The 21,027-nt window shown below is 70.2% G+C and carries 23 protein-coding genes; 12 read left to right on the top strand and 11 right to left on the bottom strand.

All coding sequences use genetic code 11. The features are described 5' to 3' along the window. Positions 1-102: 102 nt before the first annotated feature. Positions 103-510 (top strand): DUF4440 domain-containing protein, encoded by a 408-nt coding sequence (locus tag HUX53_RS27505; protein ID WP_309237468.1) that lies wholly within the window; start codon positions 103-105, stop codon positions 508-510. Positions 511-980: 470 nt separating this feature from the next. Here the strand turns inward: HUX53_RS27505 and HUX53_RS27500 are convergent, their stop codons facing one another. Then, positions 981-1,787 carry an SAM-dependent methyltransferase gene (locus HUX53_RS27500; protein WP_255205690.1) on the bottom strand — a complete coding sequence of 269 codons (807 nt, stop codon included), beginning with the start codon at positions 1,785-1,787 and terminating at the stop codon, positions 981-983. A 546-nt stretch (positions 1,788-2,333) separates the two neighbouring features. Between HUX53_RS27500 and HUX53_RS40230 the strand changes: the two genes are divergently transcribed. Together HUX53_RS40230 and HUX53_RS40225 are read left to right on the top strand one after the other, a co-directional pair. Then, positions 2,334-2,534 carry a hypothetical protein gene (locus HUX53_RS40230; protein WP_217919976.1) on the top strand — a complete coding sequence of 67 codons (201 nt, stop codon included), beginning with the start codon at positions 2,334-2,336 and terminating at the stop codon, positions 2,532-2,534. Continuing rightward, a complete protein-coding gene (locus HUX53_RS40225) occupies positions 2,531-2,686 on the top strand; it encodes a hypothetical protein (protein ID WP_217919975.1) in 156 nt (51 codons plus the stop codon). Before HUX53_RS40230 ends, HUX53_RS40225 begins: the two co-directional genes overlap by 4 nt. A gap of 210 nt (positions 2,687-2,896) precedes the next feature. On the opposite strand, the gene nhaA is transcribed toward HUX53_RS40225, so the two are convergent. Continuing rightward, positions 2,897-4,132, bottom strand: a complete 1,236-nt coding sequence (gene nhaA, locus HUX53_RS27490; RefSeq protein ID WP_176406116.1) for a Na+/H+ antiporter NhaA — start codon at positions 4,130-4,132, stop codon at positions 2,897-2,899. A gap of 280 nt (positions 4,133-4,412) precedes the next feature. On the opposite strand from nhaA, the gene HUX53_RS27485 reads away from it, so the two are divergent. From HUX53_RS27485 to HUX53_RS42305, 3 genes are all read left to right on the top strand, one after another. Then, positions 4,413-5,090 (top strand): TetR family transcriptional regulator, encoded by a 678-nt coding sequence (locus HUX53_RS27485; RefSeq protein ID WP_309237467.1) that lies wholly within the window; start codon positions 4,413-4,415, stop codon positions 5,088-5,090. A 90-nt stretch (positions 5,091-5,180) separates the two neighbouring features. Continuing rightward, on the top strand, positions 5,181-6,107 hold the full coding sequence (locus HUX53_RS27480) for an ABC transporter ATP-binding protein (RefSeq protein WP_176406114.1): 927 nt from the start codon (positions 5,181-5,183) through the stop codon (positions 6,105-6,107). Next, a complete protein-coding gene (locus HUX53_RS42305) occupies positions 6,104-7,756 on the top strand; it encodes an ABC transporter permease (protein WP_176406113.1) in 1,653 nt (550 codons plus the stop codon). The genes HUX53_RS27480 and HUX53_RS42305 overlap by 4 nt, the downstream gene beginning before the upstream one ends. A gap of 35 nt (positions 7,757-7,791) precedes the next feature. On the opposite strand, the gene HUX53_RS27470 is transcribed toward HUX53_RS42305, so the two are convergent. Continuing rightward, positions 7,792-8,238, bottom strand: coding sequence for a CBS domain-containing protein (locus HUX53_RS27470; RefSeq protein WP_217919974.1), 447 nt, complete (start codon positions 8,236-8,238; stop codon positions 7,792-7,794). A 152-nt stretch (positions 8,239-8,390) separates the two neighbouring features. On the opposite strand from HUX53_RS27470, the gene HUX53_RS27465 reads away from it, so the two are divergent. Together HUX53_RS27465 and HUX53_RS27460 are read left to right on the top strand one after the other, a co-directional pair. Beyond that, positions 8,391-9,260, top strand: coding sequence for an alpha/beta fold hydrolase (locus HUX53_RS27465; RefSeq protein WP_217919973.1), 870 nt, complete (start codon positions 8,391-8,393; stop codon positions 9,258-9,260). 90 nt (positions 9,261-9,350) lie between these two features. Then, positions 9,351-10,745 (top strand): sodium:alanine symporter family protein, encoded by a 1,395-nt coding sequence (locus tag HUX53_RS27460; protein WP_176406111.1) that lies wholly within the window; start codon positions 9,351-9,353, stop codon positions 10,743-10,745. A gap of 16 nt (positions 10,746-10,761) precedes the next feature. Here the strand turns inward: HUX53_RS27460 and HUX53_RS41615 are convergent, their stop codons facing one another. From HUX53_RS41615 to HUX53_RS27435, 5 genes are all read right to left on the bottom strand, one after another. Beyond that, positions 10,762-10,926 carry an SLC13 family permease gene (locus HUX53_RS41615; protein ID WP_369009216.1) on the bottom strand — a complete coding sequence of 55 codons (165 nt, stop codon included), beginning with the start codon at positions 10,924-10,926 and terminating at the stop codon, positions 10,762-10,764. A 172-nt stretch (positions 10,927-11,098) separates the two neighbouring features. Then, positions 11,099-12,382 (bottom strand): sodium:proton antiporter, encoded by a 1,284-nt coding sequence (locus HUX53_RS27455; RefSeq protein WP_176406110.1) that lies wholly within the window; start codon positions 12,380-12,382, stop codon positions 11,099-11,101. A gap of 1,061 nt (positions 12,383-13,443) precedes the next feature. Continuing rightward, positions 13,444-14,103, bottom strand: coding sequence for a DUF1990 family protein (locus HUX53_RS27445; RefSeq protein ID WP_176406109.1), 660 nt, complete (start codon positions 14,101-14,103; stop codon positions 13,444-13,446). Further along, the gene (locus HUX53_RS27440; protein WP_176406108.1) at positions 14,100-15,398 is read right to left on the bottom strand and encodes a DUF1990 family protein; all 1,299 of its coding nucleotides are present in this window, start codon (positions 15,396-15,398) and stop codon (positions 14,100-14,102) included. Before HUX53_RS27440 ends, HUX53_RS27445 begins: the two co-directional genes overlap by 4 nt. A gap of 516 nt (positions 15,399-15,914) precedes the next feature. After that, positions 15,915-16,211, bottom strand: coding sequence for a hypothetical protein (locus HUX53_RS27435; protein WP_255205687.1), 297 nt, complete (start codon positions 16,209-16,211; stop codon positions 15,915-15,917). 179 nt (positions 16,212-16,390) lie between these two features. On the opposite strand from HUX53_RS27435, the gene HUX53_RS27430 reads away from it, so the two are divergent. Beyond that, positions 16,391-17,641 carry an NAD(P)/FAD-dependent oxidoreductase gene (locus HUX53_RS27430; protein ID WP_176406107.1) on the top strand — a complete coding sequence of 417 codons (1,251 nt, stop codon included), beginning with the start codon at positions 16,391-16,393 and terminating at the stop codon, positions 17,639-17,641. On the opposite strand, the gene HUX53_RS27425 is transcribed toward HUX53_RS27430, so the two are convergent. Further along, a complete protein-coding gene (locus HUX53_RS27425) occupies positions 17,624-18,037 on the bottom strand; it encodes a hypothetical protein (RefSeq protein ID WP_217919972.1) in 414 nt (137 codons plus the stop codon). The two genes, HUX53_RS27430 and HUX53_RS27425, sit on opposite strands and share 18 nt — an antisense overlap. A gap of 68 nt (positions 18,038-18,105) precedes the next feature. Here HUX53_RS27425 and HUX53_RS27420 point away from each other — a divergent pair, with 68 nt between their 5' ends. Both HUX53_RS27420 and HUX53_RS27415 read left to right on the top strand, forming a co-directional pair. Continuing rightward, complete coding sequence (locus HUX53_RS27420; protein ID WP_176406106.1) at positions 18,106-18,339, top strand: DUF2945 domain-containing protein; 234 nt, start codon at positions 18,106-18,108, stop codon at positions 18,337-18,339. Next, on the top strand, positions 18,336-18,662 hold the full coding sequence (locus tag HUX53_RS27415) for a DUF3140 domain-containing protein (protein WP_176406105.1): 327 nt from the start codon (positions 18,336-18,338) through the stop codon (positions 18,660-18,662). The genes HUX53_RS27420 and HUX53_RS27415 overlap by 4 nt, the downstream gene beginning before the upstream one ends. On the opposite strand, the gene HUX53_RS27410 is transcribed toward HUX53_RS27415, so the two are convergent. Together HUX53_RS27410 and HUX53_RS27405 are read right to left on the bottom strand one after the other, a co-directional pair. Next, positions 18,655-19,950: a deoxyribodipyrimidine photo-lyase gene (locus HUX53_RS27410; protein WP_176406104.1), complete on the bottom strand. Its 1,296-nt coding sequence runs from the start codon at positions 19,948-19,950 to the stop codon at positions 18,655-18,657. The genes HUX53_RS27415 and HUX53_RS27410 overlap by 8 nt on opposite strands. Positions 19,951-20,102: 152 nt before the next feature. Next, a complete protein-coding gene (locus HUX53_RS27405; protein ID WP_176406103.1) occupies positions 20,103-20,633 on the bottom strand; it encodes a TspO/MBR family protein in 531 nt (176 codons plus the stop codon). A 134-nt stretch (positions 20,634-20,767) separates the two neighbouring features. Between HUX53_RS27405 and HUX53_RS27400 the strand changes: the two genes are divergently transcribed. Next, a partial coding sequence (locus tag HUX53_RS27400; protein WP_176406102.1) for a MerR family transcriptional regulator occupies positions 20,768-21,027 on the top strand: 260 nt, incomplete at its 3' end.

Here is a 21,027-nt window from a genome sequence, read left to right as displayed (position 1 = left end):
CTCGTGGGGAGCCCTGCTGCGTCGTGCGTCATGGTCTCCCTTGAGGTGCGGCATACCGACAGGCTACGTTCTCACAACAGACGTTATGAGAACGGGGGTTCCGTGGAGGCCGACGCCAAGTCCGAACTCGACCGCCTGATGAGCGTGCTCTTCGGTGCGTTCACCAACGTCGGCGGTATCCGGCCGAACCTCACTGCCGTCCGCGACGTTTTCATCCCACAAGGGATGATCATCAAAAACGTCGGAGGCGAGACGCGGGTCTACGACCTCGATGCATTCATCACACCCAGAGAGAAGATCCTCACCGATGGGACGCTGACCGAGTTCTCCGAATGGGAGGTCGCTGAACGGACGGAAATATTCGGTTCGATCGCGCATCGTTTCAGTGCATACGGTAAGTCAGGCTACCGGAACGGTGAGTGGTTCGAAGGTTCCGGTCACAAGACGACCCAGTTCATCCGTACGCCCGGCGGTTGGAAGGCGATCTCCCTGGCCTGGGACGACCTGTAGCGCGCACCGCTTCCAGGCTCCGTTGCCACCCGCTGGAGCGTCATTACCGGCCCGTCCGAAAACGGCCGATCAGCTTCCATGAACATCAAGCACAAACAACGGATTCCTTTACTGTTTCTCCAATTCCCTCGCCATTGCGCTCGGCCGGGATGCGCCATCCCCGGCTCTCCTGGAGGTGCTCACCGGGTCGCCGTTCGGCTTCCAACTGCTCGGGGCACCCTGCCGTTGTCCGACCCGTTCGGCTGGGACCCGGAGAGGGGACTGGACGCCGCGATCGGGCTGCTCGGCTACGAGTGCGAACGCAGGTCTGCTGCTGCACCAGCCCGACAGCGGCAGAGCCACTGGAGCAGACCACTACGTGGTGGTGCTGGCGGCCGACACCGACAAGATCGTTTTCCATGATCCGCATGGGCACCCGATCAGTGATGACCGCCCACGTCAGCAGCCGATCGTATGCACAGCCCGAAATTTCAGGCGGACTTGCGTGCGATGCCGGCGTACATGTGGACATGGGCGTCACTTGTAGCGGCGGCCGTTCTGTCTGGATACCAGCGGTTGACGAGCACAATGCCCGGGTCGAGGAGATCCATTCCCTCGAAAAGGCGTTCGACTCTGGCCTCGTCGCGAGCCACCAGGGGGATCCCATTGGCGTTGTACGCGGCGACTCCGGTTTCCACCTCAGCCGGCGCACTGTCGGCGGTACACGTGGACAACGCCAAGATGCTACCTGGCGCCAACGCGTCCATCAGGCGACGGATGATTCGCCGTACCTCGTCGTCTTCGACGATGAAGTGGACGATCGCGATCAGAGTCAACGCGACGGGCTGATCCAGCGAGAAGGTCTCGCGCAACTGGTTGGACTCTATGATCGTGTCCGGGTCGAGGAAGTCGGCGTCCAGGTAGCTGGTCTTGCCCTCTGCCGAGCTGGCGAGCAGGGCACGCGCATGCACCAGCACGATCGGATCGTTGTCGACGTACAAGATCCGTGACTCCGGCGCGATGCCCTGCACCACCTCGTGCAGATTGGGAGCGGTGGGGAGCCCGGTGCCGATGTCCAGAAACTGTCGAATACCGAAGTCGGCAGCCAGGCGGTGAGCCATTCTGGCCATGAAGGCACGGTTGGCTCTCATGGACGTTGGCAGGTTCGGCCAGTTCGCGACGATATCGGCGGCTGCTGCCCGGTCGGCCGGGTAGTTGTCCTTGCCTCCCAGGATGTAGTCGTAGACCCGGGCCGAATGTGCTCTCTCCGTCCGCATGTCGACGCTGCCATTGCTCAAGTCTGGGACTCCTTATCCGAAGATATGCTCTCGGCCCAAGATCCTTGCGGGTCGTGACTGCATTAGCGCGGCGAATCAGGTGAACGTGGAAGCGTTGTACCGGTGCTTCTTGAAAGCGTGTCGATACGTTGGAACGAACTTCCAGAATGTTCAGCGACGCGCCCTTCTGCCTCCGCCGTGATTCTCTCAGCGAGACCGCGAGTACAGTTCGCCGATGCCCAGCGCGATCTCGAAGGAGCATGGAGCAGTATCGCGGCCGGACATCAATGCACGTCATCAGCTTGGCCATAACTTTCAGTTATGTCTTCGTACGTGTCGTCCGCATGATCAGCCCGCCCGTGGGCCACCCTAAACGCGACGGGCGGGTGCGGTACGCCGCTCCGACTCAGGGCGCTCGTTCAAGAACGCAGTGAGCCTTGCCCAGTCGGCCCGTCCACTCTTCTCATCCGGCACGGCGACTCACCCTCACGGGTTATGTCCACGCCCCGCAGCGACGGTCGATGAGGCGTTCGTCTCCAGCGATGATCGCATGTACCGGCAAGCACGGTGAGACGTCCGTCGCGAGCTCCGCGCGCGGGGCTGGGCATCGGGCTGACCGTCATCGGGTTCGCGGACCTGGTCCTGATGTCCGGCGACGCCCGGCTCAAGACCCCGTTCACCAGCCTGGGCGTGGCGCCGGAGGCGCACCGGGTCGCGGCCACGCTGGCGAGCCGATCTCCAGCCTGCGCGAGGTCAAGCGCGACATGACCGCGCCGCTGCGCGAGGAGATCCGGCGGGCCCGGGAGCGGGAGAACGACGGTTTCGCCCGGCTGATGGGCGGCCCCGCCAACGCCGAGGCCCTGGCGGCGTTCGCCGAGGGCCGCGGCCCCGACTTCACTTCCCTCCCGCCGGGCTGGTAGGCCCGACGGCAACCCCAGGCTGGACCCCCGAGGCAAGCACCGACTGACACCCCACCGGTGACGGGGCGATGGCGGACGTTCGGCTTCGACGATCGGTGGTGGGTGCTCGATGCGAGTGCCGGGCAGCGTCCAGGGGCTGACGAGGCAGCGCGCTCGGCCCCTGGTCCGTCGTCATGCGGGAAGGCTGGTGCGGCCGGGGCGCACTCGTTCTCAGGCAGCGGCGGTGCGGGTCGGGGGCGCTTGATGGACGCGGCCCCGGCGGCGTAGCAGGACGATCGCGATGACGGAGGCGAGCAGGGAGGCGGCCAGGACGGCGGTGGAGGCGATCTCGGCCGTGGCCGCGTCGGCGGTGGCGAGTTGGGAGACCAGGAGGCTGACCGTGTAGCCGATGCCGCCCAGCATCGCGACCGGGACGACGTCGCCCCAGCCGACTCCGCTCGGCAGCGTGCCGATGCCGAGCCGCACGGCCAGCCAGCTGCCGCCGAGGACGCCGAGGAACTTGCCGGCCAGCAGGCCGAAGAAGACGCCGTGGGCGAGCGGGTCGGTCAGGGCGTCGCCGAACGCGCCGACCGGGATACCCGCTGCCGCGAGGGCGAACAGCGGGACGATCAGCCCGGCCGAGAGCGGGTGCAGCCGGTGTTCCAGTCGCGAGCCCGCGCTCTCCTTCTCGCCGCCGATCGGGGCGACCGGGGTGAGCAGGCCGAGGGCGATGCCCGCGACGGTGGCGTGGACGCCGGTGCCGTGGACGCAGATCCACACCGCGACGGCGAGCGGCACCATGATCCACGGTGCGGTGATGCGGCGGCGGTGCAGCCACCAGTACAGGGCGCAGAGCAGCACCGCGAGGACGAGGTAGACCAGGTTGAGGCCGGAGGTGAACAGGAGGGCGATGAGCGCGATGGCGCCCAGGTCGTCGATGACGGCCATCGACAGCAGCAGGACGCGGACGCCGGCGGGGAGCCCGGCGCCCGCGAGGGCCAGGATGCCGAGCGCGAACGCGATGTCGGTGGCGACCGGGATGGCCCAGGCGCCGCCCTCGGCGGCGGCTCCGCGCGACACGGCCAGCGCGACCGCGGCGGGCGCGATCATCCCGCCGCCCGCGGCGAACAGCGGCAGCGCGGCCCTCCGCCATCCGGCCAGCTCCCCGATCGTCAGCTCGCGCTTGACCTCGACTCCGGCGACGAAGAAGAAGATCGCCAGCAGTGCGTCCGACGCCCAGTGCGCCAGCGTCAGGTGCAGGTGCAGCCAGTCCGGACCGGCGCCGACCTTCGCGCCCCAGACCTGCTCGTAGGCGCCGGGAGCCACGTTCGCCCAGATCAGGGCCACCGCTGTGGCCAGGAGCAGCAGGCGTCCGCCGGTCGTCTCCTGGCGGAGGAACTCGCCGAGGGTGGCGGCCGTGCCGCGGTCCTCGGTACGGGCTGACGGGCCGGGGGAGGTCGGGTGCACGGTTCTCCACTCTGCGGGGTCGTCGGACGGACCGCCGACCAGACTTCCCGGCACACCCTGTGACGTCAGGATACCTGCTCGATGTCCGCTTCCGTCCCGCGGGCACCTCCCGAACCGGGGGCGCCCGCACCTCCCGGACGCGGCGGGGGCCGGCCTGCCAGGACCCGGCAGGGGCGTTACGCGGGATACCGGGCCAGGCCGCATGCCTTCAACGTTTCTCCGCACCCTGTTTTCCGAAGACCTCTTGCTGATCATTGAACGGACGTTTAATGTGGTCTTCGTGCGAGCGCGGAACACGTCCTCGGCGGACGGCGGCGACCCGGTCACCGCCGCCCGGATACGGGACGCCGCGATCGACCGGTTCGGCAGGGACGGCTTCACCACCGGGCTGCGGGCCATCGCCGAGGACGCGGCCGTCTCCCCGGGCCTGGTCGTGCATTACTTCGGCTCCAAGCAGGGCCTGCGGCGCGCGTGCGACGAGCACGTGCGCGAGGTGATCGTCGCGGAGAAGCGCGCGGCCACGACCGACGGCAGCGCCGCCCAGCTCCTCGCGAGGCTGGCCGAGATCGAGCGGTTCGCCCCCATCACTCTGTACGTGGTGCGATCGCTGCGCGAGGGCGGTGGCCTGGCCGTCGAGCTGTTCGAGGACATGATCGACGACGCGACGCGCTACCTGGAGGCGGGCGTGGCGGCCGGGGTGATCCGGCCGAGCCGCGACCCGGCCGCGCGGGCACGGGTGATGGCCTACCAGGCGATGGGCTCCCTGCTGGTGTGGCTCACACTGCACCCCGAGCACGCCGAACCGGCGTCCTTCGGCAAGGCGCTGCGCGCCTACCTTGAGGAGGTGACGGCCCCCGTGCTGGAGATGTTCACCGAGGGCCTCTACACCGACCGGTCGCTCCTGGAGGAGTACCTCCTCTACGTCCCCGACCCGCCCCGCGACGCATCGCAGGACTGATACACCACGCCATTTCACCGCCTTCTCACCGGCGGCCGGCCGAGCGCGCTCGGCATCCCTTTCTCCATGCCTTTCAGCGAGGGCTGAACAATGACCCCTGCCATCGAGATCGACGACCTGCACAAGTCCTTCGGAAAAGTGAAGGCGCTGGACGGGCTCGACCTGTCCGTGCAAGCCGGCCACGTCCACGGGTTCCTCGGGCCGAACGGCGCCGGGAAGTCCACCACGATCCGGATCCTGCTCGGCGTGCTGCGCGCCGACGCCGGGCGGGCCCGGCTGCTCGGCGGCGACCCCTGGGCCGACGCGGTCGGCCTGCACCGCCGCCTGGCCTACGTCCCGGGCGACGTCGAGCTGTGGCCGAACCTGACCGGCGGCGAGGCGATCGACCTGTTCGCCCGGCTGCGCGGCGGCACTGACCCGGCCCGCCGGGACGAGCTGTGCGAGCGGTTCGACCTGGACCCCACCAAGAAGGGCCGCACCTACTCCAAGGGCAACCGGCAGAAGGTCGCACTGGTGTCCGCGCTGGCCGGCGACGTCGACCTGCTGCTGCTCGACGAGCCGACCGCCGGCCTCGACCCCCTCATGGAGGCCGTCTTCCAGGAGTGCATCCGCGAGGCCCGCGACGCCGGGCGGACGGTCCTGCTGTCCAGCCACATCCTCGCGCAGGTGGAGGCCCTCGCCGACCGCGTCTCCATCATCCGGAACGGCCGGATCGTGGAGACCGGCACGCTGACCGAGCTGCGGCACCTGACCCGCACGACCGTCACCGCGACCACCGACCGGGACACAGGCGCCCTGGCCGGCCTGCCCGGCGTGCACGACCTGCGCACCGAGAACGGGCAGCTCCGCTTCGACGTCGACGGCGATCACCTGGCGGCCGCCGTCCGCCGCCTCGGCGAGCTGGACGTCCAGGCCCTCACCGCGCACCCGCCGACCCTGGAGCAGCTACTGCTGCGCCACTACGGCGACGACCTCACCCGCACCGGCAACGGCGCGGCCGCCGGGAGGACGTCATGACCGCGACGACCCTCCCCGCGGCCGGACCCGCCGCGTCCGGCGGAACCCTGGCGGGCACGGGCACGCTGCTGCGGTTCATGCTGCGCCGCGACCGCGTCCGGTTCCCCGCCTGGACGCTCGGCGTGGCACTGCTCATGGGCTACTTCACCACCGCCCTGAACTCCGTCTACACCACCACCGAGCAGCTGGAGTCGGTCAGCGCGTTCTCCACCAGCCCCGCCGGGGCGATCTTCGGCGGCTCCGGCTACGGCTACGACGCCATCACGCTCGAACGGTTCCTGTCGGGGCAGTACGGCCTGTACGTCATGCTCCTCGCGGCGCTGATGGCGCTGCTGACGGTCACCCGGCACACCCGCGCCGAGGAACGCTCGGGACGAGCCGAACTGGTCCGCGCGAACGTCGTCGGACGGTCCGCCCAGCTCACCGCCGCGCTGATCCTCACCGCGCTGATGAGCGCCACCGCCGCCGCCCTGGTCACCGCGATCATGCTCGCCGCCGGGTACGCCGCCGCCGGGTCGGCCCTGTTCGGGGCGTCCGTCGGCGCCGTCGGGCTGGTGTTCGGCGGCATCACCGCGATCGCCGTGCAGATCTTCGCCTACCCCCGGGCCGCCTCCGGGCTCACCGGAGCGGTCCTCGGCGCCGCCTTCGTCCTGCGGGGCATCGGCGACATGGCCGCCGTCCAGGACAGCGGGCCGTCCTGGCTGTCATGGCTGTCCCCGATCGGCTGGTCCCAGCAGACCGCGCCCTACGTGCTCGACCGGTGGTGGCCGCTGGCCCTGTCCCTGGTTTGCGCCGCCGCGGCCGCCGCCGCCGGATACCGCCTGGCCGGCCGCCGCGACCTGGACGCCGGGCTCGTCCCGCCGCCACCGGGCCCGCCCCGCGCCGCCGCCTGGCTCCGCACCGCGCCCACCCTGGCCTTCCGCCTCCAGCGCGCCTCGATCATCGGCTGGAGCGTCGCGCTCCTGATCGCCGGCGCGGCCTACGGCGCGTTCGCCCAGCCGATGGCCGAAGGCTTGGACGACGCTCCAGAAGATCTGATCGCCGTCATGGGCGGAGGCCGGGACCTGGTCGCCGGCTACCTCGGCGTCATGGGCCTGACCATGGCGTTCACGGTCGCCGTATTCGCCATCCTGGCCGTGCAGTCGGTACGGGCCGAGGAGTCGGCCGGACGCACCGAACCCGTCCTTGCCACCGCGGTCAGCCGTACCGGCTGGCTCGGCGGCAACCTCGCCGTCACCGCGCTCGCCGTCCCGTGGCTGCTGCTCGTCGCGGGTCTGGGCACCGGAGCGGCCGCCGCCATCGGCACCGGCGACGCCGCGCTCCTGTGGAAGACGACGCTGGGGCACATCGCCCACACACCCGCCGTGTGGCTGCTCCTCGCCGCCGCCGGACTGCTCTACGGCGCGCTGCCCCGGGCAGTGCCGATCGTCTGGGCCGTCCTCGGCTACGGCGTCGTCGCCGGATTCTTCGCCCCGGTCCTCGACATCCCCGGCAGCGCCGTCAACGTCTCGCCGTTCGCGCACGTCGGCGAGTACCCGCGCGAGAACGTGAGCGCCGCGGCGATCGGCGTCCTGACGCTGGTGGCCGCCGCCCTCACCGCGCTCGCGCTGCGGACCTTCAGCCGCCGAGACCTCACGACGACGGCATGACGCCGCGCCCGCCCGCCCGGCGGGGCGGGCGGGTGTCACGCGGCCAGCAGCCCGTCGAGCAACGCTCCCCAGCTCACCGCCCCCAGCACACCGCCGTCATCGTCCACGACGGCCACGATCGGGCACCCTGTGCCGGCCATCGACGCCGCCGCCTCCAGCACCGTGGCGTCCGGCATCACCACCGCCGACCGGCGATGCCCGCGCGGCAGACAGTCACGCATCGACCGGCCGGTGCACTCGGAGAGGAACTCGTCGGCATGCTCCTCGTCGATCACGCGCGCCAGCGCCAGCCGCTCACCCACATACGGCGAAACCACCAGCCGCAGCACCTCGGTCACCGAGAGCACCGCCACCAGACGGCCCCGGCCGTCCACCACGACCAGACCGGGAACCTTCCGCCGCCACATCGCCCGTACCGCGTCCAAGACCGGATCGTCCAGCCCGACGACCGCGACCTCGCCGGCAAGCTCACGCACCAGCACCGAAACCTCCGCCGCACACTTCTCCAAGGTCGGACGACCCCGGAGGCCGACCAGGCTTCCCGGCACTCCAACCGCCACTGTAAGCACGTTGATCCAGACTGCCAACATGACCTGGACGGGAACGAACCGCTGTTCGGCGAGGAGGGGTGGCGGTGGAACGGGCGACGCGGGTGATCACTCTGGCCGGCGGTCCGGTGGAGTATCGGCTGGAGCGGCGCGGCCCCGGCGTGGTGCTCATGCTGCACGGCGGGCACATGCGGGCCGGGCTGCCGCTCGGCGAGGAGGTGTTCGCCGACGCCGGCTACACGATCCTGGCGGTCTCGCGTCCCGGCTACGGCCGGACGCCGGCGGCCACTGCCACGGCACCGGACGGCTTCGCCGACGTGGTCGCCGGGCTGTGCGCCGAGCTCGGCCTCGGACCCCTAGCCGCCGTGGTGGGCCAGTCGGCGGGAGGACCGACCGCGGTGGCGCTGGCGGCCCGCCACCCCGACCTGGTCGAAAGGCTGATCCTGCAAAGCGCGGTGGGATTGCTGCCCTGGCCCGATCGACGCACCCGGATGGGCGCCGCAGTGGTCTTCCACCCGCGAACCGAGGCGGTGACCTGGGCGCTGATACGGGGGATGACGCGCCGCGCCCCGGGAATGGCGCTACGGCTGCTGCTACCGGACCTGACCGCCCGTCCGGTCGCAGACCTGCTCGCCTCCCTCACCGAAGCGCAACGCAAGGCGCTGCTGGAACTGTTCGGCCGGATGCGCTCCGGCGCCGGCTTCCGCAGCGACGTGCGCGCCACGTCCGATGCGGGCGCCACCCGCCGGCTCGCCGCCATGGCCGCGCAGGTGAGTCGGCCGACCCTGGTGATCGGCAGCCGCGACGACGGATCGGTCTCCTACGCCCACGCACGATCGCTCGCCGAGACCGTCCCGCACGCCCGCCTGGTGACCAGCACCGCCCCCAGCCACATGATCTGGCTCGGCGACGACTACCCGGCGATCGCGGCCACCATCACCGACTTCCTGACGTAAGGGATCTTCACAAGCGCGCAATGCCGGGTTACCGTCCAGGGAAGTTCCCTCCGCTCCCTGCCCTTCCGCCCCTCGCCTCACGGTGGTCCCATGAACTCACTTGAGACCTTCCTGTCCGACGTCAGCGGTTTCGTCTGGGGACCGTGGCTGCTGATCCCGTTGTTGCTGCTGACCGGGCTCTACCTCACCATCCTGCTGCGCGGGCTGCAGTTCCGGCACTTCCGGCTGGCCTTCTGGCTGGCGTTCTTCAAGCGCAAGGAAGACGGTGACGTCGACGGCGACATCGCGCACTACCAGGCGCTGACGACGGCACTGGCCGCGACCGTGGGCGTCGGCAACATCGCGGGCGTGGCGACCGCCATCGCGCTCGGCGGGCCCGGCGCGGTGTTCTGGATGTGGTGCACCGGCCTGGTCGGGATGGCCACCAAGTACAGCGAGGCGTTCCTCGGCGTGCGGTTCCGGCGCACGGACGCCGCCGGCGAGCAGAGCGGCGGCCCGATGCACTACCTGCGGGAGGGCATCAAGGGCCGCCTCGGGTGGTTCCTGGGCGGGTTTTTCGCGATCGCCGGCGGCATCGCGGCGTTCGGCATCGGCAACATGGTGCAGGCCAACACCGTCGCCGAGAACGTCGAGGCCGAGTGGGGCCTGACGCCGTGGGCCACCGGCCTGATCGTGACCCTGCTGGCCGCCGCGGTCATCCTGGGCGGCATCAAGAGCATCGGCCGGATCACCAGCGCCTTCGTCCCGGTGATGATCGTGTTCTACATCGCGGGCGCGGCCGCCGTCCTGGCCTACGAGATCGAGGAGCTGCCGGCCGCGATCGGGCTCATCTTCAGCGACGCGTTCTCCGGGACGTCGGCCACCGGCGGCTTCGTCGGTGCCGGTGTGGCCGCCGCCGTCCGCTACGGCGTCGCGCGCGGCATCTTCTCCAACGAGTCCGGGCTGGGCACCGGCGGCATCGCCGCCGCCGCGGCCAAGACCACGCACCCGGTCCGGCAGGCGCTGGTGTCGATGACCCAGACCTTCATCGACACCCTGGTCGTCGTCAGCTTCACCGCGCTGACGATCCTGGTGACCGACGCCTGGAAGACCGGCGGCAAGGAGCAGGCGGCCACCTTCACCGCCCGCGCGTTCGACGACGGCCTGCCCGGTGACTGGGGCAGCGTCATCGTCACCGTGGGCGTGCTCTTCTTCGCCTTCTCCACCCTGCTCGGCTGGTCCTACTACGGCGAGCGCTGCATGGAGTACCTGTTCGGCAGGCGGGCCGTCCTGCCCTACCGGCTCGTCTTCATCGTGGCCATCTATATCGGCTCGGTCTCGACCCTCACCGCGGTGTGGACCTTCTCGGACGTGATGAACGGCCTGATGGCGCTGCCCAACCTGATCGGCCTGCTCATCCTGAGCCCGCTGGTATGGCGCGAAACCCGCGCCTACTTCCAGGAACGTCCCAAGGACGAGGAGTCGGCGACGGCCGTCAAGACGTGACCATGTTCCGTTGAGCTCACCAGCCCGCGCCACTCGTCGCGAACTTGCGCACGCAGGGCGCCGGGGCGTGCCGTGCGCGTTTGGCCGCCCAGATCGTCACGTACTCGAACACGCTGGTCTGCCACAGCACCGAAACGATCACCATCATGCCCAGCAGCAGGAAGATGACGTTCCAGTCGATGCCCGACTAGGTGGAAGGGAACGCCTTCTCGACGTCGGTGACGTGGAGCAGCAGCATCAGCCCGGCGCCGCCGAGCGCCACAGGGGTGCGGTGAGTCCTCTCCGAGGCGATCAGGACGTACGCGACGACGAAGATGATGACGGCGGCTATGGCTGCCGAATGTGGGTTCTGGTCATTCCGGACGTTCTCGGGCGGCGTCGTCGGAGTCCGCCGATGGATCAGCCGCGTCCTGTGCTCGGGTGCCGCGGCGGGATCTGCGGATGCGTGCTCGGGCCCTGCCGTGCCAGGCCGGGACTTCGCGTTCGTCGTCGAAGCCGCGGGCGACGACGATGTCGGTGGACGAGTGCGCCAGGATCGACAGCGCGATCGTCGCGCCGACGAGGTGGAAGATGTGCTCCCCGTCCGCGATCCCCGACTCCAGGACCAGCAGCCCGTACACGACCGACGCGAAGCCCTTGGGGCCGAACCACATCACCGCGGCCTGCTCGCGCGCGGTCAGCCGGGACCCGAGGAACGACACCCAGATCGCGACCGGCCGCGCGACGATCAGCGCGAGGACGGCGAAGCCCCAGCCCGTCCAGCCGACATCGCCGAGGAACGCCGGGGACAGCAGCGCGCCGAACACCAGCAGCGCGGCGAGCTTGAGCAGTTCGGCGACCAGTTCCCCGAACTCCTCGAACGCCTCCCGGTGCCGGTGCCCGATGGTGGCGACGGTGACGCCGGCGGCGAATGCGGCCAGGAACAGGTTGCCGTGCGTGACCTGCGCGGTCGCCAGCACCAGCAGCCCGATCGCGACGGCGTTCAGCGGCTCGTACTTGGGCGCGATCGCGAACAGCCGGGTCCGCACCAGCATGATCGCGGCCCACGGGATCGCCACTCCGATGGCGAGCCCGCCGGCCAGTTCGGCCGCCAGCTCGCCCAGGTGCAGGCTCTCCTCGCCCTGGGCAATGGCCAGGAACACCACGACGAACGGCAGGATGAGCCCGTCGTTGACCCCGGATTCGACGTTGAGCAGATGCCGCAGCCGGGGCGGAACCTTGTCGTTGCCGACCAGCGCGGCGGCGAACACCGGGTCGGTCGGGGTGAGGACGGCCGCGATCAGCAGTGCCTCCACCCAGCCGAGCCCGACGAGGTAATGCGCGAACAGTGCCGTTATGCCCAGGGTCAGGGGCAGGCCCCAGCCCAGGGCGCGTCCGGGAAGCCGCCAGGCGCTGCGCAGGTCCTGCCAGCCGGCGTGCATGCCGTCGGTGAACAGGACGGCGAACAAGGCCAGCTCCGCCAGCCGGGACACGAGCTCGTCGCCGGGTTGCAGCGAGACCAGGTCGCTGACGCCGTCGCCGAGGAGGAACCCGCCGACCAGGAACAGCGCCGCCGTCGACAGGACGGTCCGGTGCGCCAGATTCGACACCAGCACCGCGAGCAGCAGCAAGGCGGCGAAGGCCAGCAGGAGAGTCATCAGGCGGGTCTTCCAGGGTCGGCGGCAGCACTGCCGACCAGACTTCCCGGCTCACCAAGCCCCGACCCTAACGGGAACTGGAGACGCTTTCCACGTACGGGGTTCGCGCGGGCCTGTCTCATGGCCTGACCGGCATCGGTTACCTTCCTGGTGCGCGTGCACGCGAACTCGCCGTCGAGTACCCCCGGCCAGCAGCGCGCTGGACGCGGCCCGGCTGCTGGCCCGAACACCGGCTGCCAGGCTTTCTCATCGTTGATGCCGAGCGGCGTCCGGTAGCGGCGATCCCGGGGTCACGGCTGCTTCGGTCCATCATTCCCCAGCATGTCCGAAACGATCCCGCCCTCACCGCGTCTACGACGAGCGCCACGCCGACAAGCTCTGCGCCGGGCTCGACGGAACACGTCGCCGATCTCCTCAACGAAGAGCACAAGCCGCTGCCCGTGGTCGACGCCGACGCCACCGTCAGGGAGATCGCCAGCGTCATGGCGGGAGCGCGCAGCCCCATGGTGGCGGCGGTGAAGCCCACCGCACCGGCGGCCCGATGGTCGGTGTCGTCACCGCCGCGCACCTGCTGTGCCGGCTCCTCCCCGAGCGGCCGGACGGCACCACACAGGCCGGATAAGTCGCCTGAACAGGCTCCTCAGAGTCGTTCAGTGAATCGTTCGGCCTTGGCGATGGGCCCGCCGAGTGGGCGCCGAGCTGCACGACAGGCCGCTGCCCAACGACGAGCAGCGGCTGCGCGCTCTGTTCACGTGGCTCGGCCCGCACGGCCGGGTGCTGGTGTGGTCGACCAGCCCGCATCGATCGGCGCGCCGCCCGTCGCCGACGCCCGCGACGCCTACAACATCGCCGACGCCGTCCGCACTCCCTGCGCCGTTTAGAGAAGGCCCTGGGCCCCGGTGGTGCAGGTCCTGCACTCGTCACGGCGCGGCTCGCTACCGCCGGATCGATACCGGGCCGGGCCACATTGTCACCGCCGCCGAACCGCTCCCCGACGACCTTCACCGTGTGTTCCGGAGCATCCACGCCGACCACGGACCTGCGCACCAAATTGGCACAGGTCAGGTTTCTCGTTCGGGGTCTGCCGTTGGGGTGGCGAGTGCGGCCTTTGTCAGTTTCTTCATGCGCCGGCATGCTCGTCCGTAGAACCTGACCTGGGTGACGCGGCCGAAGAGGATGAAGCCGAGGCGGATGATGGGGTTGGCGATGGTCCCTCGTTGCGAGAAGACGTGGATATGGAATTCCACCTCGCCGGTGTCGAGCCATTTGCGGACTTCCTGGTCCATCTGGCCGCGTTCGAGGTGTCCTTTCAGGGTCCGGTAGTTCCAGCCGTACACTCGCGCCTGGCGGCCGTTTCGCTCGATGTATCCGTCGACGACGTTGCCGATGCGCAGCCCGAGGTAAAAGCGCAGCCCGTAGAAGCGGCCTTGCAGGAGCATGTCCTGGCCCGGTTCGGGAGGCCCCGACCGGTGGACTTCCCGGATGATGGCCGGATCGGCGTATGCGTAGTCGCGTACCAGGCGGCTGGCGGTCTCCCAGCTTCCGCCGGGGGTCGGCGGGCCGGGCGGCTCGGCCGGCAGCGGCTGCCGGTAGTCATCGACGTGCCAGCCGTCCTCCGGCCTGCTCATGTCGTGCCGGCGCGGATCGAAGTTGAGGGGAAGCTTGCTCAGGTCGGCGTGTCGGCGCAGCATCCGCCGCTGGACGCGGGCGCTCCCTTTCATGGGGCTGTCCTTTCCGGTTGGCGACGTTGCGCGGGCCGTGGATCCCCGGTGCGGCGAGCGGTGTGCTGGACGGCGTCGTAGGTGGGGCCGCGTACCTGCTGGAAGAGCCCTGCGGGAGGCAGGCCCCGGATGGGATTCCTGGCGGGGTTGAAGCGCATCGATTCGTGGTCATCGCCACGTGCGGGCCCCAGGATCCGCAGTTCACCGAATCGCTCCCATGGGCCGAATCCGGTCGCCACCACGAGGTCGAGGAGTAGCGGCTGCTCGTCCACGGAGCGTGCGAGCGCTGCGAGATCGGCCGGGACGGTCTGGTGCCGCCGTGCGACCGCGCCCAGCAGGATGCGGCGGTCGCCGGCCTGGTATGCGAGCAGAGAACCGTAGAAGGTCGGACTCCAGTGGGTCGCGGGACGTAGCAGGTGGCGGCCCAGCGTTGTGTGCCCGGTCGTGGCCAGCAGCAGTTCGGCGGTGGCTTCGGCCCCGGCGTCGCCGGTCGATGGTTGCCGCCAGCGCAGTGCCAAGCCCAGCAGGTCCGGCAGTGGCGGCGGCAATCCGATCGCGCGGGAGAGCCGCACCTCACCTCGCAGTTCCGTGCGTTCGTCCAGGAATGGGACGCCCCAGTGCTGGGACGTCCCGTGCAGGACGAGTGCGGCGTCGAACACGAGTCCCTTGGGATGCAGGGGCCGGTCGCGCAGTCGCGCCGCCAGGGCGAAGGTTCGCGCGAACGCCGCGGTGACCGCATGTTCGACCAGCTGCTGCCCCTGGCCGGCGTCGGCAACGTCCACCCGTTCGGTCTGTACTTCCACGTCGCCGATCATGGTGCCGCCGGACAACTCGGCGACCCGGGTGCAGAAATGCGTCCACATGTGCAGCTGCATTTCCTTCGCGATGCCCACGCCTTCGTAGAGAATCTCTGCCAGCCGGTCGCCGCTTCGCGCCCAGGACTCGATGATGAATACAAGGCCGTCTTCCCGGGCTTCGTCCACGCGGAACTCGATCTCCCCGGCCTCCAGGTGGCCGCTCAGCGTCACTAAACGGAATGACGCCGGTGCGCGTTCCACGACTCGGACCGGACAGTTCCAGGGCCCCGGCATGTGGACGACGTACTCGTCTCCTATCGCCAAGGGCCGGGACGCCCCCGAGGTCTTGTCGAAAACCGCGACCTCTACCGGTGAAGCGGCGTTGAGGTCGGCGGCCACGCGGTCGATCAGTTCTGCGGCGGTCAGCGGACTGCCGGCGATCCGGACCGTGTAACGCCGCTGGTAGAGCGGCCCGACGCCCTGCCGCGGCCCCTGCACCCGGTCCCCGCCACGCTGCGGCAGCCGGTCGATCTCCGACTCCACCTCCGTGTGCAGCCTGCGCCGCGGTACCCCGCGGGAACGCCGCAGCCACCGCCACGCCGCCAGGCCCATGCCCACGGGCCACCGCACCGCACGCACGCGGCGCCGCGCACGTGTTCGCATCGCGTCCCCCGATGATCGCCCGTTGCCCCACTCGACTCCCGGCGGGTTGACGCGCCGTGGCCTACCCTTTCTGACCAGGAAAAACCATTCCTCGCCCGGAGGTGAACGAGGTGCGGTCGGCGTCGGCGACGGCAGCGCGGCGACGGATCGCCGCCGACAATCCGGACAGACCCGCCCCGATCACAACGACCGGACCGCCCGCCCCCATCAACGCCGCCCGTGCACACGATGTCGGGAGTGCACTGTTCCTCCAACGTCGTCCGAAAGGTTCTGCACCTTCTTCGGAACCGGGTGGCCGAACGGTTGCACCGTGCTCGCAGGCGTGGCCGAACCCGCCGGGACCCGCCGTGACTACCGCATCGCGGCGGAGGGCGACGTGGTGACCTTCTCGTCAATCGAGCCGCGTTGCCCTGATGCCTCCATCACGACCTCGTCCCGCATCTCCTCCGTGCGCAGGGCGATCCCCATGCCGAAGAAGGTCGGGGCCCATTCGCCGATGAAGATGCCCCACCGGTCGGCGCGCTCCAGGCCCGCGGCCTCCAGCCGGTTGGACGCCGCCCAGGACGCGAACGCCAGCCCGACCGAGGCGATGCCCGCCGTGTACATGAGGTTGGACTTCACGCCCCACCTGTGCAGTGTGCCGATCATTTCTCCCCCTTCGTCGGTGCGCCCGTACCCCCCTCTGACCTGCACAAGCCCGCGTTAAGTGAACTTTGCCCGCCCCGCACGGTCCCGGTGCCGGAGCGCGGTCGGCGGCCGAGTGACCGTCCGCCAGGTGGGCATGGTGACGGTCGGAATCGGCCGGAACGCAAGGCGGGGGTGGGCAGATGTCCGATGCTGTGATCGTCGTGGGGGCGGGGCTGGCCGGGCTGGCCTGCGCCGTGCGGCTGCACGAGGCCGGTGTCCCCGTCCGGGTGCTGGAGGCCTCGGACGGCGTCGGCGGCCGAGTGCGCACCGATGTCGTCGACGGCTTCCGTCTCGACCGGGGTTTCCAGGTCTTCAACACCGCCTACCCGGAGGTGCGGCGCGTCCTGGATCTGAAGGCCCTGGATCTGCGTGCGTTCGCGTCCGGGCTGCTGATCTTCCGGGAGGGACGGTGTGAGCGCGTGATGCTGCCCTGGCGGCACCCGCGGCATGCGTTGAGCGGTGCCTTCGCGGATGTCGGTTCTGTTCGGGACAAGGCGGCACTGGCCGAGATGACGGCCCGCGATGTGCTGGTCCCGGGGTCCTGGATTCGGGACGGTGCGGAGCGCGACACGGCCGAGGAACTGCACTACTGGGGCGTCTCGGACGAGATGGTGGAGAAGATGCTGCGGCCGTTCCTGGCCGGGGTGCTGCTGGAACGGGAACTGGAGACCTCCAGCCGCTTCTTCCATCTGATCTGGCGGTCCTTCGCGCGCGGCACCCTGTGCGTCCCCGCGCTCGGCATGGGCCAGATCCCGGGCCAGTTGGCGGCCCGGCTACCCGCCGGGACGGTGGCATTGCGAACCGCCGTGCGGCAGGTCACCGGCGAAGGGGTGATGACGGACGACGGCGAGACGATCGAGGCGGCAGCCGTGGTCGTCGCGACCGACCCCGACCGCGCGGCGACGCTCGTGCCCGAAATCGAGGCTCCGGTGATGCGCTCGGTCACGACCTTCTACCACGCGGCCCCGGCGTCTCCGCTGCAGGAGGCCGTACAGATCGTCGACGCCGAAGGGATCATCACCGACACGCTCGTCCTCACCGACGCGGCTCCCGAGTACTCACTGGACGGCCGCGCGCTCATTTCGACGTCCGTGCTCGGTGCGGACGCCGACGAGCCGGCGGTGCGGGAGCGGCTGACCGAGATCTACGGCGACACCTCGACGTGGCGGCCCATCACGTCGTACCGGGTCAAGGCGGCTCTTCCGGCGATGCCGCCGCCCCTGCCGCTGCGCCGCCCGGTACGGATGGGCGGCGGACGGTACGTCTGCGGCGACCACCGGGATACCGGGTCCATCCAGGGTGCCCTGGTCTCCGGGCGCCGAGCCGCTGAAGCCGTTCTGGCCGATGGCGTTCGCACCGTCCGCCGGAAACGGCTATCGCGAAGCCGCTGAGATCTCCCGTAGCCGGTGGGCCACCGTGGGCGGGTCGGCGATGGTGAGGGTCAGTCCCGGGTGGCGGAGCACGCCGGACGGCTCGATGCCGCGAACCGGCTGGTGGAAGCGGATGCAGACGCCCTGTTCGGTGTTGGTGCCGAACGTGAGCCCGCGGTCGGCCATCGACATGCGCGCGCCGATGACCTTCCAGACCTTGAACGGTCCGGTGAGTTCGGCGCCGGCCACGTTGTCGAGGGGCGTCCGCACCGTCCAGGGGCCGAAGCGGACCTCCAGCCAGGACGCGGTGAGCAGGAGGCGGCAGGTGTCCGGCCGGATCCCGAGCAGTGCCAGCGGACGGGCCAACCGGCGGTCGAAGGCGAACTCAAAGCGTTCGGCAGTGGAATCTGAAGGCATCTCAATCCCTCGTTGACCAGCTGTTTCGTGGTGACTACCCGCGCCCGGCGGCGGGTACCGCGACCCATATGAGCGATAAGGGCAAGAAGGAACCGGCCGTGGGCGACGAGGTCACGTGGCGCAGCCACGGCTCCACGGCCGAGGGCCGCGTGGAGGAGAAGATCACCGACCGCCGTAAGGAGGCCGGCCGCACCGTCGCGGCCTCGCCCGAGGAGCCGCAGTACCTCGTGCGCAGTGAGAAGAGCGGGAAGAAGGCCGTCCACAAGGGTTCGGCGCTGCGCAAGCGGAAGGGTTCGAAGTGAGCGCCGAGGGGGAGGCGGCGGCCGGGTTCGGTGAGGCCGTGAACATGACGGCCAAGGAACTGGAGCGGTGGCTGGAGACCGAGGAGTCGCGGTCGGTCGGCCAGAAGGACGGCGGCGGCGAGTCGACGGGCCACGCGTCCGGCCGCCGGATCGTCGATCTGCTGCGCACGAACAGGTCGGACCTGACCGAGCAGGACTACGCGCACATGCGCAAGGTGAGCGGGTATGTCCATCGCCACCTCGCCCAGCGTCCGTCCGGCGACGTCACCGACACCAGGTGGCGTTACTCGCTGATGAACTGGGGCCACGACCCGCTCAAGTGAGGTTCGCCGGACGATCGGCATCGACGATGGGCGGTGGGTAGTCGATGCGAGCGTCGGGCCGTGTCCAGGGGCGATGGACGCTGGCGCCTTCGATGGCGGCGAGTTCGGGGACGTATCTGCGGACGTAGTCGCCGCGGGGGTCGAAGCGGGACGCCTGGCGCAGCACGTTCATGGTCTGGCCGGGCCGGGTGCTGTTGCCTGTGCCGGCCACCCACTGCCAGTTTCCCGCGTTGTCGGCGATGTCGCCGTCGGTGAGCCAGTCGTTGAAGTGGCGCAGGCCGTCCCGCCAGTCGATGCCCAGGCCACGGGTCAGGAATGAGGCGGTGATCAGGCGGGCGCGGTTGTGCATGTAGCCCTCGGCTCTCAGTTGCCGCATCCCGGCGTCGACGATCGGGACGCCGGTCATGCCGTCCCGCCAAGCAGCGAGGGCTTCCTGGTCCCGGTTCCAGCTTCGTCCGCGCGGCCGGTAGTCGCTCCTGGGCAGTGCGGGGAAGGCGGCGGCGACCTGATGGTGGAAGTCGCGCCACGCGAGCTGGCGCCGGAATCCGTCCGGGCCCGCCTCCGCCACCTCCAGCGGTGAGACGCAGCCGAACTTGAGGTAGGGGCTGAGCCGGGACGTGCGGTCGGCGGCGAGATCGTCGCGGACGCGTTCGTAGGCGGCGGCGTCCTCGTCCCGCCATGCCGCGAGGCGGGCGCGTCCTGCCGTTTCGCCGCCGGGTGCGAGGCCGGGGGACGGTGCCCCTGATGCCAGGTGCGTCGGTAGTTCTCCCGAGTCGACGCCGGCGGGCAGGCGCATCCGCGTGGGCGTTTCCGCGATCGGACGCCAATGGGCCGAGTCCCAGGCCCGCCAGTACGGGGTGAACACCCGGTAGTGGTCGCCGGTCGCCGGGGTCAGGTCTCCGGGCGGGACGACCGTGATGCCGGGGAGCGCTGAGACCTTCAAGTCCAGGTCGCAGAGGCGGCCGAGACGCCGTGTCCCGTAGGCCGAGCGTTCGCCGGCGAGGAAGAGCGAGTCGGCGCCGGTGTCCGTGGCCAGGCGGGCGACCTCCGCGGCTGGATCACCCCGCCGCACCACCAGGTCGCCACCCAGCATGCGAAGGGATGTCCGGAGGTCGGCAAGGCTTTCCCGCAGGAACCGGACGCGGTTGGGCGCGGCGAACGATCCGGCCAGGATCGCGTCATCGAAGACGAACGCCGGAACGACGTGTTCGGCCTCGCACGCGGCGGCCAGAGCGGGATTGTCGTGCACCCGCAGATCGCGGGTGAACAGCATGATCGAGGTGCTCATCAACGATACTTCGGAGCAGCATCTGCGGCCGGTTGCCGTCTCATGCATCCATACGGTGCTTGACGAGTGAATCAGTGGCGTTGGGCGATGCCGAACCGACTGTCAAGGGCTTCGCCGGCGGCTCCCCAGTATGAGACCGTGTGCCCATACTCTCAGCCCGGCTGCTTGGCCGCCGTGGCCTGACGGTTGCGACGCGCGATGTCGGCGTTCAGCGCTGTGGCGAACGCGCACCATGCCGCGTACGGGACCAGCGCACCGGCCGCCGCGGCGTCGATGCCGGCCGTGCGGCGGATCAGGTCGGCGTTGCTGATGTCGAGCAGTACCGTCCCCGCCAGCCCGGCCTTGGTGCTGCGCCGGCCGAAGAACAGCTGGTTCCACGCGGCGTTCAGCAGCAGGTTGAGCCCCAGACTGGTGGCCAGCGCGCGGCGGTGGCGTTCCCGCGCCCGCAGCAGAGCATGTCCGCCCGCCCATGCGATCGAGGCGTACAGAGGCGTCCACACCAGCCCGAACGTCCAGGACGGCGGCTGCCACGGCGGCTTGGACAGCGAGCGGTACCAGACGCTGTTGGCGTTGACCGCCTTGGAGCCGATGGCCGCCGTCGCCGTCACAGCCGTGGTTGTTGCCGCGTACGTCCGCCACCCTCCGGCCGTCGGCCGCCGCTTCAGCTTCTTCGCCGGTTTCATGGCCTGCCCCTTCCCGTGGCGGCGGCACCTGCACACGTCCCAGGCGCCGAGGTGAAACCGGCGCATAGAGTTCCGGCGAAGACCAGGCAGATCGCACGCTGTGCGATCCGGGGCGGAACCAAGGGAGCGGACGCATGGGCGGGCCGGTGGACCGGGAGGCCGGGCTGGGCGTGGGCGCGGTGGCACAGCGCCTCGGCGTGGCACCGTCCACCCTGCGCACCTGGGACCGCCGGTACGGGATCGGACCGAGCGGACGCAGCCCGGGCGGCCACCGCCGCTACACGCCCGCCGACCTGGCACGGCTGGAGGTCATGCAGCGGCAGATCCTCGCCGGTGCGCCGCCGGGCGAGGATCTGCCGCTGCATGACCTCCAGCCTGTCTCTTATACCCCTCT

The organism is Actinomadura sp. BRA 177 (assembly GCF_013372625.1).
Lineage (GTDB): Bacteria > Actinomycetota > Actinomycetes > Streptosporangiales > Streptosporangiaceae > Spirillospora.
The sequence above is the reverse complement of the archived record's forward strand: the minus strand, read 5'-3'. Positions and strand labels throughout refer to the sequence as shown.

Coding starts and splice junctions, on each gene's coding strand:
- HUX53_RS27460 (WP_176406111.1), top strand. CDS start 9,351: ATGAACTCACTTGAGACCTTCCTGTCCGACGTCAGCGGTTTCGTCTGG.
- HUX53_RS27405 (WP_176406103.1), bottom strand. CDS start 20,633: ATGAAACCGGCGAAGAAGCTGAAGCGGCGGCCGACGGCCGGAGGGTGG.
- HUX53_RS27480 (WP_176406114.1), top strand. CDS start 5,181: ATGACCCCTGCCATCGAGATCGACGACCTGCACAAGTCCTTCGGAAAA.
- HUX53_RS27455 (WP_176406110.1), bottom strand. CDS start 12,382: ATGACTCTCCTGCTGGCCTTCGCCGCCTTGCTGCTGCTCGCGGTGCTG.
- HUX53_RS27425 (WP_217919972.1), bottom strand. CDS start 18,037: ATGCCTTCAGATTCCACTGCCGAACGCTTTGAGTTCGCCTTCGACCGC.
- HUX53_RS27435 (WP_255205687.1), bottom strand. CDS start 16,211: ATGATCGGCACACTGCACAGGTGGGGCGTGAAGTCCAACCTCATGTAC.
- HUX53_RS42305 (WP_176406113.1), top strand. CDS start 6,104: ATGACCGCGACGACCCTCCCCGCGGCCGGACCCGCCGCGTCCGGCGGA.
- HUX53_RS27430 (WP_176406107.1), top strand. CDS start 16,391: ATGTCCGATGCTGTGATCGTCGTGGGGGCGGGGCTGGCCGGGCTGGCC.
- HUX53_RS27445 (WP_176406109.1), bottom strand. CDS start 14,103: ATGAAAGGGAGCGCCCGCGTCCAGCGGCGGATGCTGCGCCGACACGCC.
- HUX53_RS27410 (WP_176406104.1), bottom strand. CDS start 19,950: ATGAGCACCTCGATCATGCTGTTCACCCGCGATCTGCGGGTGCACGAC.
- HUX53_RS27420 (WP_176406106.1), top strand. CDS start 18,106: ATGAGCGATAAGGGCAAGAAGGAACCGGCCGTGGGCGACGAGGTCACG.
- HUX53_RS40225 (WP_217919975.1), top strand. CDS start 2,531: ATGACCGCGCCGCTGCGCGAGGAGATCCGGCGGGCCCGGGAGCGGGAG.